The organism is Streptomyces sp. AC627_RSS907 (genome assembly GCF_019049165.1).
The window spans coordinates 16,566-30,350 of record NZ_JAGMUE010000027.1; the positions used below are offsets into that span (position 1 = coordinate 16,566).

Annotated in this window: 9 protein-coding genes; 5 read left to right on the forward strand and 4 right to left on the reverse strand. The window is 75.1% G+C overall.

All coding sequences use genetic code 11. The annotated features are described in order from the left end of the window. The first annotated feature begins 228 nt into the window (after positions 1-228). Complete coding sequence (locus tag KUM32_RS07630) at positions 229-789, forward strand: hypothetical protein (RefSeq protein ID WP_217141032.1); 561 nt, start codon at positions 229-231, stop codon at positions 787-789. Between the two features lie 671 nt (positions 790-1,460). Here KUM32_RS07630 and KUM32_RS07635 read toward each other — a convergent pair. From KUM32_RS07635 to KUM32_RS07650, 4 genes are all read right to left on the reverse strand, one after another. Then, positions 1,461-6,113, reverse strand: coding sequence for a hypothetical protein (locus tag KUM32_RS07635; RefSeq protein ID WP_217141033.1), 4,653 nt, complete (start codon positions 6,111-6,113; stop codon positions 1,461-1,463). Between the two features lie 46 nt (positions 6,114-6,159). Further along, complete coding sequence (locus KUM32_RS07640) at positions 6,160-7,041, reverse strand: hypothetical protein (RefSeq protein ID WP_217141034.1); 882 nt, start codon at positions 7,039-7,041, stop codon at positions 6,160-6,162. A 139-nt stretch (positions 7,042-7,180) separates the two neighbouring features. Beyond that, positions 7,181-8,707: a hypothetical protein gene (locus KUM32_RS07645; protein ID WP_217141035.1), complete on the reverse strand. Its 1,527-nt coding sequence runs from the start codon at positions 8,705-8,707 to the stop codon at positions 7,181-7,183. An 80-nt stretch (positions 8,708-8,787) separates the two neighbouring features. Continuing rightward, positions 8,788-9,483: a GntR family transcriptional regulator gene (locus tag KUM32_RS07650; protein WP_217141036.1), complete on the reverse strand. Its 696-nt coding sequence runs from the start codon at positions 9,481-9,483 to the stop codon at positions 8,788-8,790. A gap of 191 nt (positions 9,484-9,674) precedes the next feature. Between KUM32_RS07650 and KUM32_RS07655 the strand changes: the two genes are divergently transcribed. From KUM32_RS07655 to KUM32_RS07670, 4 genes are all read left to right on the forward strand, one after another. Next, entirely contained in the window at positions 9,675-10,994 is a 1,320-nt protein-coding gene (locus tag KUM32_RS07655; RefSeq protein ID WP_217141037.1) for an MFS transporter, read from the forward strand. Beyond that, positions 10,991-11,824: a putative hydro-lyase gene (locus KUM32_RS07660; RefSeq protein ID WP_217141038.1), complete on the forward strand. Its 834-nt coding sequence runs from the start codon at positions 10,991-10,993 to the stop codon at positions 11,822-11,824. The genes KUM32_RS07655 and KUM32_RS07660 overlap by 4 nt, the downstream gene beginning before the upstream one ends. Positions 11,825-11,894: 70 nt before the next feature. After that, the gene (locus KUM32_RS07665; protein WP_217141039.1) at positions 11,895-12,455 is read left to right on the forward strand and encodes a carboxyltransferase domain-containing protein; all 561 of its coding nucleotides are present in this window, start codon (positions 11,895-11,897) and stop codon (positions 12,453-12,455) included. Beyond that, positions 12,452-13,321 (forward strand): biotin-dependent carboxyltransferase family protein, encoded by an 870-nt coding sequence (locus KUM32_RS07670; RefSeq protein WP_217141040.1) that lies wholly within the window; start codon positions 12,452-12,454, stop codon positions 13,319-13,321. Before KUM32_RS07665 ends, KUM32_RS07670 begins: the two co-directional genes overlap by 4 nt. Positions 13,322-13,785 lie beyond the last annotated feature (464 nt).

Consider the following 13,785-nt stretch of genomic DNA (forward strand, 5'->3'; position numbering starts at 1 on the left):
GTGTCCTTCCGGTGCGGCGGGTGAATTGGCCGAAATTTTTCGACTGTGCGGGATTTCCGGGAATCCTGGAGGTCCGTCGCTCGTCCTTCACTACGGGAGATGGAGGCGGAACCGGCCACAGGAGCCGCAACCCGCCCCCGGGCGGCGTAAAGCAGCGCAAGCCGGGCAGCCAGAGGGGAGCCGTGTCCACGGACACGGACGGGCTGTCCGCAGGCGGTGGGGAGTGACATGTCGATGGGCACGGCGGAGCGGCGCAAGGCGACCGAGGACGGCGACGCGGACGAGTGGACGGCCCGGTCGGACGCGGATGCGCCCGGTCGCGGCGTTCCGGCGACCGGGCCGCACACGCCGCCACGCGCACGGCCGGGGCTGCGGGAAGCGCGGGAGCGGCAGCCTGACCACCGGCCGTTGTGGACGGAGGAACCCGCGCGGCGCCGTCGGCTGCCGGACCCGGTGCGTACGGCGGCCGTGCGCGCGGTGCTCTTCGTCGCCGTGACGCTGATCCTGGCGATGGTGGCCTTCCTGTGCACGATGGCGGGGTCGTGGCTGGCGTTCCCGATGGTGATCGGCAGCGTCGCGGGCACTGTGGTGGCCACCTGGGGCGTGCTGGACGTCTGGGTGACGCGTCAGGTCTGGAACCAGCGGGACGGCGTGGTCTCGATGCCGAGCAGCACCGCGCGGGCCATGCGCCGCGAGCGTCGCCGGGCCAGGCGGCAGGCGCGGTCCGCGCGGCGGGCCCAGGAGCGGATACCCGGGCGGGGCGGCGCGGGGCAGTTGTCGCACCTCTGAGTGGTCGCACCGCTGAGTGGTCGTGCCCCGGCACGGGCACGCCTCACGGCGCGGGCGACCGCACCCGGTCGGCGTCGCAGACGAGTGCGCGCCGGGCCCGTGGACAGGGCGAGGCCGGTATGCGGGTATACCGGGTATACGGAGAGCACCGCGGTCGTCCGACCGCCCCGTTGGTACCGGGTGAGGGGGCCGCCGTGCGCCGGCGCCGTCCCGGCGGTCCCGCTCTCGGCGATGCCCGGACTCGCCGACCACCTCCACGAGTCCGCGGACGACTGCGCGGGGGCGGTACTACGTGGGCCGGGGCGCGATTTCGGCGCGGGGACGACGGGCTTCGCGGTCGACGGCCGCGACCGCAGCGACGGCTTCGGCGGGCTGTCCGAGGGGCGGAAGGCCAGGACCGCCGCCACTGCGCCGTCACCGTCAAGCCGACGGCTGGGTACGCGCCCGAGGTCCCGGCGGCCGGTACGGGCCTGGCGAAGTCGGTGGAGCTGTCGCACCGGGCCGACGCGCGAGCCTTTGAGGCGTACGCGCGGACCAGCCGCCATGGCCTCCCAGGCCTGCCGCGCGGGCGGGGCGCCGGTGCCGGACACCGGCCTCGCCGCCTTCCCGCACGGCCGCTCGCGCGGCTGGAAGGCGACGGGGCGCAGCGGACGCCTGACCGGCCGGCCGCCTCAGCCGGCCGTCGGGGCGGGACGCTTGAACATCCGGGTCGCGGTGATCTCGCTGTGCACCGTCTCGCCCTCGCCGCCCTCACCGGCCGGAGTCGGCTGGGGCAGCCCCGGCCTCAGATGCTCCTCCACACTGATGTACTTCAGCCCGGCCCTGAGGTCGGCGTCATTGCGCAGCCGGATGACCAGCGGGAACTCGGCGAGCGCGGTCGTGTCGAACAGGCCGGTGGTGTACAGCAGCTGCACGCCGAGCGCGTCGGACACGGCCCGCTGGAGCTCCAGCAGGTAGGTGGCGTTGGCGCGGCCGATGGGGTTGTCGAGGAACAGGGTGCCGGCGTGGCGGTGCCGGTCGCGGCCCCGGTCGTTGCTGCGGAGCGCGGCCATCGTGCAGTACAGGGCGATGGCCGCGGTGAGCAGCTGGCCGCCGGAGAAGACGTCGCCCATCTGGCCGACGGGGACGCGCTCGGCGCGCAGCACGGCGTCGGGCTTAAGGATCTCGACGGCCACGCCCTTGGGCGCCAGGGCGGCGGCGACACCGCGCAGCAGCAGGGACATGCCGTCGCGGCGCAGGTCGGAGTTCTTCTTCACGGCCGCACGGGTGGCCTCGTCGACGACCTCGCCGAGCCGCTCGGTGAGGGTGGCCTGGTCGGGTTCGTCGAAGCGGATGCGCAGGAATTCCTGGCCGGACCATTCGCCGAGGCCCTCCGGCAGGCGGGAGAGCCGCTGGGCGGAGCGCAGCGTGGCCAGGGCGGACTCGACCATGCCGCGCAGCCGGTCCACGATCGAGTCGCGGTTGCGCTCCAGTTGCGCGAGTTCGTCGGTGAGGACGCGGAGCCGGGGCGCGAAGGCGTCCGCCCATTTTCCGGCGTGCTCGGGCAGCGCGGAGGCGGGCAGCTCGCGGATCTGCTGGCGCGCGGGGGTGCGGACCTGCTCGTAGCGGGTCGAGTTGGCGTGCCGGACGAGTACGTCGCTCGCCTCGCGTACGGCCGCCTCGGCGGCGGACAGGTCGGCGGCGCAGCCGCGCAGCGAGCGGCGGGCCTCTGCGGCGGACCGGCGGGCGTCCTCCAGCCCGCCCGGGTAGGGCTCGGGCTCCTCCTGCTCCTCCTCGGGCGTGTGTTCGCGCAGCAGGTCGCGGAGCATGGTGGCGATCTCGTCGAAGCCTCCGGCCGCGTCCTCGGCGGCGCGGTGCGCGTCGAGGAGTTCGGCGTGGGCCTCGCGGGCCTGGGTGAGCGCCTCGGCCCGGGAGGCCAGCTCGGCGGAGGCCGTGCGCAGCAGGGTCTGGGCGTGTTCGGCGTCGCGCGGGACCAGCTCCTCGGGGAGTTCGGTGTGGGCGTCGCCGTCCTCGGGCGCGTGCCGTTCGGCCTCGCCGCGCAGCCGGCCGAGCTGTTCACTCGCGCTCGACATGCGGGTCTCCAGGAGCTGGACCAGTTCCTCGGCGCGGGCGGCGGCGGCCTGCCGGGAGGGTCCGTCGGAGCCGTCGGGCGACTCCAGCAACTGCCCGGCGCGGGTACGGACCTTGTTGCTGAGCCGGTCGAGCTCGGCGCGCGCCGCGCTCTCGTCGCTCTCCGCGCGGGCCTGCTCGGCGCGCAGGTCGGCGCCGACGCCGACCTTCTCGTACACCTGGGAAGCGGCGCGGTAGGCCTCGCGGAGGGCCGGCAGGGATGCCTTCGGCGTCTGGTCGTCGTCCTCGGGCACGTCGTCGGGGGCGCCCGCGATCTCGGAGCGCTCGGCGCGCAGTGCGCGGGCGGTACGACGGGCGTCGTCGGCGGCGCGCTGGGCGGCGCGGCGGTCCTCGTCGGCGGCGCGGGCCCGTTCCAGGCAGACCTGGGCGCGGGCCTCGGCCTCGGCGCCCTCGTCGGCGAGTTCCCGCAGGCCGGCCTGCCAGCCGGCGCGCTCGCGCAGCCGGAAGGCGAGTCCGGCGAGGGCGTCGGCGGCACGGCGGGCCTTCTGCGCGGCCTCCTGCCGCTCGTCCCGCAGCCGTACGGCCTCGGCGGCGCGCTCGTCGGCCTCGGCCCGGACCGTCCGGGCCTCGGTCAGTTCGGCCTCGGTCTCCTCGGCGAAGGCGCGTGCCTCCTCGGCGGTGCGCGCCAGCTCGGCGAGGCGTCCGGCGGGGCAGCCGGTGCGCCAGGAGGCGAGCCGGGCCGCCAGCTCCCGGTCCTTGCCGAGCCGGGCGGCGAGGGTGCGGATCTCCTCGTCCCGCTCCGTCGCCCGCGCGCGCAGCGCGTGCCGTTCCTCGTCGGCGGCGTGCTCGTCGTGCATGGCGGGGTTCGGCGGTACGAGGAAGACGTCCCCGTCGCCGGAGGCGGGGGCCGGGGCGGGCGCGAGCAGGGCGGCGGCCGTGCCGACGGCGACGGCGGAGCGCGGCAGCAGGGCCGCGTCGCCGAGGACGTCGCGGGCGCGGGTGTGCGAGTCCGGGTCGGTGATGATCACGCCGTCGACCAGTTCGGGCCGGGCGGCGAGCACGCGTGCGTGGTCGGCGGGGTCGACGGCCTGTGCCAGGTAGCGCCAGCCGGGCAGCGCGGGGATGCCGTGCTCACCGAGGAACTCCACGGCGGCCAGGACGTCGGGGCCGGGCGGCAGGAGTCCGCCGTCGCCGAGCGCGCCGAGGATGCGGGAGTCGTCGGCGGCGGCGGTGCGCAGTTCGAACAGCTGGCGTTCGGCGGAGGAGACGGTGTCGTCGAGCAGCTCGCGCAGCTCGTCGGCGAAACGGTCGAGCTCCTCGGGGGTCAAAGCGCCGTCGGGAGCCTTGGGGGCGGCGGCCCGGTCCCGGGCCGCGTCCTGGCGGGGCCGCGGGATACCCGGGCGGGGCTCGGCGGCCAGACCGAGCAGTTCCGCGAGGCGTTCCTCGGCCGCCAGCGCCTCGGCCGTCCGGCGTTCCGCCTCGTGGGCGCGCTCGGCCGCGGTGGCCGCGTCCGCCGCGCGGGCCGCCGTGAGTTCGGCGCGGCTCTCCGCGGCGACCGCCTCGCGCGCGTGTTCCGTGGCCCGGCGTGCCGCCTCGCGGGCTGCGTCCCAGGCCGCGACCGTCGTCTTCTCGGCGTCGCTGGCCGCGAGGGCGGCACGGGCGGGGTCGGCGTCGGGCGCGCTGTCGTCCAGCCAGCCGGCGCGGACCGCCTCTGCGGTCTCCTGCTCGACCTCGGTGAGGCGCTGACGCAGGTGACCGGCCTCGCTGCGGGCACGCTGCGCCTCGGTGGCGGCGGCGGTGGAGTCCCGGTGCGCCGCGTCGCTGACCTCTTGGAGGGCCGCGGACCGCGCCTCCTCCTCGTTGGCGTGGTGCTCGGCCTTCCCTGCCGCCGCGTGCAGGGCGCGGACGAGGTCGACGGCGGCCTTGGCGCGGGCGGCGAGCGCGGGGGCCGCGTCCCGCTCGGCCTCCTGGATGGCGGCCGACACGCGGGCGACGCGATCGGCGGCGGCGCGGTGGCGCAGGACGGCCTCGGCGGCCTGCCAGGCGGAGTGGAGGGTGCGCGCGTCGGCGAGTTCGCGCTTCTGCGCGGCGGCCGACTTCTCGGCCGCCGCCAGGGCCAGTGAGGCGTGCCGGTAGGCGAGTTCGGCGGCGATGAGACCGCTGCGGTCCCGGGCCGACTCGGCATGTGTGACGGCGTACGCGGCGGCGGTGACCCGCTGGGCGAGGTCGCCGGCCCGGGCCCGTTCCTGTGCCCCGCGGGCGGAGAGCCGGCGGGCCAGGGTCCTGGTCCGGCGTTCGGCGGCGGTGTGGACGTCCCGCGCGCGGGTGCGGGCGTCGGCGGCCTCGACGATCCGGCCGAGCAGGTCGACGGACCCGGCGGTGAAGTCGCGTTCGGCGATCAGTTCGGCACGTCGGCCCAGCTTGTTGCCGAAGCCGCCGACCAGGTCGGCGAGTCCGTCGGTGTCGCGGGTGTCGGTGACGGCGCGCAGCAGCAGGTCGGTGAAGTCGGAGTCCTTCTTGACCGCGAAGAGGCCGGCGGCCTCGCCCTCGTCGGCGTTCATCTCACGCTGGTAGCGGAAGAGTTCCGGGTCGAGTCCCAGGTCGCCGAGGTGTTCGATCCAGCGGTCGTGGATCTCCTCCCAGTGCACCTCCAGGTGCGGGTACGTCTTGCCGGCGTCGGTGAGCGCGTCGCGGAAGCCCTTCATGGTGCGGCGTCGGCCCCGGGCCCCGGAGGCGCCTTCGACGGGTGGACGTACGGCGTTGGCCTCGGCGACGGGCAGGTTGTCCAGGGTCAGCCCGGGGCCCGGCCGGAAGGAGTACCAGGCCTCGGCGAACTTCCGCGGGTCGTTGGAGACCTGACGCCCCCGCCACTCGCTGACCTTGCCGACGACGACGCATTCGCCGGTCTGCACGTGCTGCCACTCCAGCGCCACGTGTCCGCAGTCGTCGGCGAGCAGGAACTTGCGCAGCACTCCGGAGCTGGCGCCGCCCAGGGTGTTGCGGTGGCCGGGCAGCATCACGGAGAAGATCAGCTTGAGCAGGACGGACTTGCCGCCGCCGTTCTCCAGGAAGAGGACGCCCGCGGGTGCGGGCCGACGCGGCGGTCCGACGGGCTCCTCCTCGAAGAACTCCGCCTGCGTGGGGGCGGGGTCGGGCACGGGCTCGCCCACACCGCGCAGGTCAAGCACGGTGTCGGCGTAGCGCGCACCGGCGGGTCCGATGGAGTAGAGGCGGACCCGGGACAGCTCGTACATGGCGGACTCTCGTAAGTCTTCGTGTAAGTGGGGGGCGTGGGCGGTGTCAGGAGGAATGGAACGGCAGTCCGGCGTCGGCTACCAGCTCCAGGTCGTCCGTCTCCTCGGCGGGCAGCAGCGTCGCCGTGCCGTCGGTGACCGGGACGACGCCCAGGTCCAGCAGTTCGGCCATGGCGGCGCTGCCCGCCATGTCGCGCACCTGGAGCTGATAGCGGGCCGTCGTGCGGTACGTGCCGCCGTTGTCGTCGCCGGTGCGCTGGAGGAAGCCGGACTCGGTGAGGAAGGCGGCGGCCTTCCCGACGATGCCGGTGGTGGAGCCGGGGAGTCTGCGTGCGTCCTTGGTGGCGCCGGTCGCGCTGCGGCGGGACCAGATCCGCCAGGCGGCCTCCAGTCCCGGGGCGTCGGTGGCCGGGTCGGTGTTCTCCCCCTGCTGCTCGGCCCGCTCCTCCAGTCGCCGGCAGGCCTGGCGGACGAAGGCGTCCACGCCGTTGACCGTGACGCGGCCGATGTAGCCGTCGTCGGCGAGGTCCTCGGGGCGCGGATAGGCCATCGCGGCGAGGGCGAGGTGGGCGAGGCCGTGCAGGAAACGGTCGCCGGAGTCGGTGGCGGCTCGACGCGCGTAGTCGCCCATGCGGACGGCGAACACCGAGTCCTCGGCTGCGGTCACGGCCATCCCCGCGCGGGGGGACACCTCCAGGACGATCAGCCCGAGGCCGGCCGCCACGGCGTCGGCGAGCCGGGCGAAGGGCGGGTCCTCGCGGTACCGGCGCAGCAGGTCGGCGTACTCCTGGTCGCGCGCGGGCAGCAGCTTGGGCTGGAGGCCGAAGGCGACGAGCCGCGCCGCGTCGGCGGCGTCGGCGGGCGTGACGGCCGCGGTGGCCGGCGCGGCACCCGCTTCCGGTTCGCTCCGGTCGACGTGCTCGGTCACGGTCGGTACTCCTCGTTGTGCTGGTGCTGGTGCTGGTGCTGGTGGTGGCCCTGCTGGTCCTGCTGCCGGTGCGGATGCTGACACCGCCGCCGGTGCCCGCACCGCTCAGGGCGCCGGCGATGGCGCCGCCTGCCCGTGCTCATGCCGCCTCCGTCCGGTCCGCGGCCATCCCCGCGGCGTCCAGCAGTGCCGTGCCGACGATGAGGTCGGCGCCACCGAACTCGGGGTCGTCCAGTTCGGTGCCGTCGTCAACGGCGAACAGCAGCTTCGGCTCACCCTGGCGGTAGGCGGTGCCGACCGGCGGGCTGGCCGCGTGGACGGCCAGCAGGGCGACGAGGTAGGGCAGGTCGGCGTCACGGGTGCGGGCGTCGGCCAGCAGCCCCGACAGCCGGCGCGGTGCGTCGTGCGGCAGGTCGAGCAGGTCCATGGCCGCGGCGAGCTGCTCCTCGCTGAAGCGGCTGTCGTCCGGGGTGGCGATCAGGTCGGGTTCCGGCATCTCGGCGCCCAGGTGCTCCCGCTCCACCGGCGGGGTCAGGAGTATGTCGACGAGGTCGCCGACCCGCACGGAGACGGGGGTGCGCAGGCCGGTGCCGCGCGTGAAGAAGGCGTCGGTGACGCGGAGCGCCCCCTCCAGGGGCAGCGGCAGCACGGGGGCGACGAGATGGCCGTAGAGGTCCAGGCCCGAGGTCGTCAGGGGGGTGGCGAAGGCCTGCCGGTCCTGTTCCGCGCGGAAGAGCGGGCCGGCCTCCAGGAGCCTGGACTGGAGCTGGGTGTGGCGGCGGATGCAGTCCTTGACGATGTCGACGAGCTCGGCCGCGCGGCGCTTGTGCTCGGGGTCCTCGGACTCGTCGCGGGCCTTGCGGATGTTGGTGAGGATCGCGTTCTCGTGGCGGTACCGGTCGGCGACGTGGTCCAGCGCCTCGGCGATCATGTCGGGAACCGCGCTGAGCCAGTCCACCGCGCGGACGTTGCGCCGGGTGGCGTCCAGGGCCTTGCGCAGGGTCTCCGAGTACTGCACGGTCCGGTACCGGGCCTGTTCGGCGGCGAGCTGGGCGTCGGCGAGGCGGCCGCGGCTGATCAGCACCTCCAGCTTGACCTCGGCGGCGATCTGGGCGCTGGTGACGTCCGTGTCGAGGGCGCCGACGAGGACGTTGACCGCTTCGTCGGTCGTGCGCAGGTAGACGGTGCCGCCCGGACCGGGGACCTCCTCGAGCAGCTTGAAGTCGTAGTCGCGGCGCACGTAGGTGCCGTCCGGGCCGAAGGTGCCGTACACCGCGCGGAAACCGCGGTCGACGCTGCCGACGTTGACCAGGTTCTCCAGGACCCAGCGGGCCACCCGTTCGTGCTCGGCGGCGGGACGCTCCGGGGCCTGGGCGGCGACGCGCGGGATCAGCCGGGCCACTATCTGGTCGTGGTCGGCGCCCGTGTCGAAGTCCATGTTCAGCGTGACGAGGTCGATGGCGGCGAGGGCGACCTCCGCCATGCCGTACACCGAGTACTCACCCGCGAGGTTGGCCTTGCGCGCGTCGAGGTCGTGCAACGGCGCCGTGCAGGCGAGCGCGCGCAGCCGCCGCGCCAGTCCCTCGTCGGCGGCCGGGCCCGGGGCAGGGCGCGGCCCCGCGCTGAGCTGGGGCGGAACACGGTCCGTCGATGCAGGCGAAGTCACGGTGCACAGACTAGGTCCTCGGTCTGACAACGACCCAAACGGCGCAGACGCACCCCGGCGCGACCGGCGCCGCGGGCGGCCTATCCCTCGTCCCCGACCCGGCGCAGGTAGACCTCCACGACCCGCTGGAGCGAGTTCTCCAGGTACACCGCGAGCAGCCGCTCCGCCGTTCCCCGCTCGCCGGCCTCCAGTGCCTTCAGGATCTCCGCGTTGCGCGCGATGTACGGCTCGTGCAGGCGCCTGGGATCGTCCACGACGTGGAAGGCGAGGCGCAGTTCCGCGAAGACGCTGCGCATCAGCTCGTCCGTGCGTTCGCTGCCGGCGAGGGCCACCAGTTCCCGATGGAAGTGGATGTTGGCCGTACCCACCGCTTTCCAGTCACCTTCGCGGGCCGATCGCCGTCCGTCCTCGACGGCCTCGGCGAGCCCGTCCAGGGCGTACGGCGGCTCGGCGAGGCCGCGGACGACGGCGCACTCGACGAGGGCGCGGGTGCGGTAGATGTCCTCGACGTCCTCGACGGTCAGGACGCGCACGAAGACGCCGCGGTTCAGCTCGTGGACGAGCAGGCGTTCGTGGGTGAGCAGCCGGAACGACTCGCGCAGCGTGTTGCGGGAGACGCCGAGCGCGCCGCCGATGCTGTCCTCCGACAGCCGGGTGCCCGGCGGGAAGTAGCCCTCGGCGATGCGGCTCCTGAGGATGTCCGAGACCCGCTCGGCGGTGCTGGTCCGCCCGAGGAGGGCGCGGTCGTCGGCCAGTCCCGTCAACTGCTCTGCCATGCCCGGAATTCAACCGCAGACACCAGAACGAAACAACATGGGTATTGAGGGATCGTTGAACAATCCCCTACGGTGCTTCGTGCGTCGCCTCCACGGCGCCCGCTTCCCCCCTCTGCGCCGCTGGCCGGCCCGCCGCCGCGCCGAACGACTCACTCGACAAGCACCCTCCGTCCTCCCCCTGCGAGGTGCCCATGAGTACGCCCCCTCCACCGCGGTCCCCGGCCGCCGAGGCACGCCGCGCCACGGACCGGCACACCACCGACGACGGCGCGTTCGGCTGGCTGCGCGCCCTCGGCCCGCGGGGCCGCCGCGCCTTCGGCGGCGCGTTCGGCGGCTACGCGCTCGACTCGTACGACTACTTCACGCTGCCGCTGACCATGGTGGCCCTGGCCGCGTACTTCGGCCTGGACAGCGGGCAGACGGGACTGCTGACGACGGTCACGCTGGTCGTCTCGGCGGTGGGTGGCGCCCTCGCGGGGGTTCTGGCGGACCGCGTCGGCCGGGTCAAGGCACTGCTGCTCACCGTGATCACCTACGCCGTGTTCACGGTGGCCTGCGGCTTCGCGCCCGACTACGAGACGCTGCTGGTCTTCCGGGCCCTGCAGGGCCTCGGTTTCGGCGGCGAGTGGGCGGTCGGCGCGATCCTGGTCGCCGAGTACGCGAGCGCCCGGCACCGTGGGCGCACCCTCGGTGCGATCCAGAGCTCGTGGGCCGTGGGCTGGGCCCTGGCGGTGGTCGTGTACACCGTCGTGTTCTCCCTGGTCGGCGACGACCTGGCCTGGCGCGTCATGTTCTGGACCGGTGCGCTGCCGGCGCTGCTCGTGGTCTGGGTACGGCGCAACGTCCACGACGCGCCCGAGGCCGTGGCCGCCCGTGAGAATGGGGCCGGCAGAGGCTCGTTCACGGCGATCTTCAAGCCGGGCGCGGCCGGCACGCCGGGTCTGCTGCGCGTCACGCTCTTCGCGAGTCTGCTCTCCACCGGCGTCCAGGGCGGCTACTACACCCTCGCCACCTGGATTCCGACCTACCTGAAGGACGACCGCGGCCTGTCGGTGGTCGGCACCGGCGGCTACCTCACGTTCCTGATCTCGGGCGCCTTCACCGGCTACCTCACCGGCGGCCACCTCACCGACGTGCTGGGCCGCAAGCGCAACATCCGGCTCTTCGCCCTGCTGTCGGCGGGCTGCATCCTGGCCTACGCGAACCTGCCCAGCGGCGCCGACACCCTGCTCCTGGTGCTCGGATTCCCGCTCGGCTTCTGCATGTCGGCGATCTTCAGCGGCTTCGGTTCGTATCTGAGCGAGCTGTACCCGACAGCGGTCCGCGGCGCGGGGCAGGGCTTCACGTACAACACCGGACGCGCCGTGGGCGCCGTCTTCCCCACCACGGTCGGCTTCCTGGCCGACAGCTGGGGCGTGGGCGGCGCGCTGGTCTTCGGCGCCATCGGCTACGGCATCGCGACGCTGGCCCTGCTGGGCCTGCCGGAGACACGCGGAAAGGAACTGACGTGAAGCACTCGCACGACGTGGCCGAGGACCGGTCACCCGCCCTCGTCGACGGGCACGCGCACGCGTGGAGCCCGGAAACGGCCCGCTCCCGCTTCCGGGACGGGCTGACCGGCCCCACGGCGGGAGTCGCCGCCGGCCACACCCAGGCCAACCTCATCTCGGTGCCCGCCGACTGGGCCTACGACATGCTGCTGTTCTGCACCCGCAACCCGAAGCCCTGCCCGGTGCTCGACGTCACGGACGCCGGGTCCTGGACCACGACGCTCGCCGAGGGCGCGGACCTGCGCACCGATCTGCCCCGCTACCGGGTGTGGCGCGACGGCGAGCTGGTGGCGGAGCCGACGGACGCACGCGCGCACTGGCGGGACGACCTGGTGTCGTTCCTGATCGGATGCAGTTTCACCTTCGAGTGGGCACTGTCCGCGGCCGGCGTCCCGATCCGGCACGTCGAGCAGGGCCGCAACGTCCCCATGTACGTCACCACCCGGCAGTGCCGTCCGGCCGGACGGCTGCACGGTCCGATGGTGGTGTCCATGCGCCCGGTGCCGCCCCGTCACCTGTCGGCGGCGATCCGCGAGACCAGCCTGCTCCCGGCGGTGCACGGCGCTCCGGTGCACTGCGGTGACCCGTCGGCGCTCGGCATCGACGACCTCACCCGGCCGGACTTCGGCGACCCCGTGGAGACCGAACCGGACGACATTCCGGTGTTCTGGGCCTGCGGAGTGACCCCGCAGGCGGCGGTCATGGCCTCGCGCCCGCCCTTCGCCCTCACCCACGCGCCGGGGCAGATGTTCGTCACGGACGTCCGGGACGAGCAGTACCGCGTGGCGTGATCCCGTACGCCTGGCCCAGGCGGAGAGCGGGGAGCGGAGGCGGAGAGCGGAGAGCGGGGACACTGGAGACATGACCTCGATCGACCTCGACGCCGATCTCGGTGAGGGCTTCGGGCACGGACGGCTCACCGTCGACGAGGGCCTGCCCCCGGTCGTCACCAGTGCCGGCGCGGCCCGGGGCTTCCACGCCGGGGGCCCGGCCACCGTGCGGCGGGTCTGCGAGCCGGCGGCCGAGCGGGGCGTGTGCGTCGGCGCGCGGGTCTCCTACCGGGACCTGGCCGACGTCGCCGCGCACTGGGGCGTGGCGCGGGAGGAGGCCGGCCGCATCCACGCGGGTGCCGAGTTACACGTCGCCTTCCGCGGGTTCGCACCCGGGTTCGGCCACCTCACCGGTCTGCCCGCGCGGTACGACGTTCCGCGTCGCGCCACCCCGCGCACGGCCGTCGCGGCCGGTTCGGTGGCGCCGGCCGGCCCGTCCACGGGCGGGTACCCGCGCTCGTCGCCGGGCGGCCGGCAGCTGATCGGTACGACGGACGCCGTGCTGTGGGACCGCACGCGCGTGCCGGCGGCGCTGCTGTCGCGGGGCACGCGCGTGCGGTTCGTTCCCCGGGGAGCCCGGAGGTGCGCATGACGGACCGCGCGGTCACCGTCGTCCGGGCCGGGCCCCTGACCACCGTGCAGGACCGGGGCCGCCCCGGGCACGCCCACCTCGGCGTCCCCCGTTCCGGGGCTCTGGACGCGCCCGCGGCGGCGCTGGTCAACCGACTGGTCGGCAATCCGCCCGGGGCCGCCGTCCTGGAGACCACGCTGGGCGGCTGTGCGCTGCGTCCGCGTTCCGCCGTGACCGTGGCCGTCGCCGGCGCCCCCTGCGCGGTGTCGGTGGCCGGACGCCCGGTGCCCTGGGGTGCGCCGGTCGACGTACCGGCCGGTGCGCTGCTGAACGTCGGAGCGGCCGATTCCGGCGTGCGCACCTACGTGGGCGTCTCCGGCGGCGTCGTGACCGAGCCGGTGCTCGGCAGCCGCTCCACGGACCTGCTGTCCGGCCTGGGGCCGCCGCCCCTCGCGGACGGCACGGTCCTGCCCCTGGGGCGGCCGGGCGATCCGCACGCGCGCGTGGACGTCGCCCCGCAGCCGGCGCCCCCGGCGGAGCTGGTCCTGCGGGTGACGCCGGGACCGCGGCAGAACTGGTTCACGCGGGAGGCGGTGCGGACGTTCACGTCCCGGCCCTACCGGGTGTCGTCCGCGAGCAACCGCATCGGCCTGCGCCTGGACGGTCCCGCGCTGCTTCGCGCCCGCTCCGGCGAACTCCCCCCTGAGGGCATGGTCCTGGGCGCGGTGCAGGTGCCGCCCGACGGCGGGCCGGTGGTGTTCCTCGCCGACCACCCGACGACCGGCGGCTACCCGGTCATCGGCGTCGTGTGCTCGGCCGACCTCCCCGCGGCGGCCCAGGCACGGCCGGGGACGCCGGCGCGCTTCGTATCCGTACGACGCCGCTGAGTCCCTCGCCGGGACACCGACGGACGTGCGCGGGCACAGCGGGGCGCGCGGACCCCGGCGGGGCGCACGCGGACGGGTCACGCGGTGACGAGGGCCGGGGCGCCGCCCCGGACAGACGAGGTCGGGGCGCCGCCCCGGACACACGACGCCACCCGCGACGGGGGACGCGGCGTCGGGCCGCCGGGCGGGTCCCGGTGGGCGGGTCCCGGTGGGCGGCTCTCGGTGGGCCGGGCCCCGGTGGGCGGCTCTCGGTGGGCCGGGCCCCGGTGGGCGGCTCTCGGTGGGCCGGGCCCCGGTGGGCGGCTCTCGGTGGGCCGGGCCCCGGTGGGCGGCTCTCGGTGGGGCGGGCCCCGGTGGGCGGCTCTCGGTGGGCCGGGTCCCGGTGGGCGGCTCTCGGTGGGCCGGGTCCCGGTGGGCGGCTCTCGGTGGGCCGGGTCCCGGTGGGCGGCTCTCGGTGGGCCGGG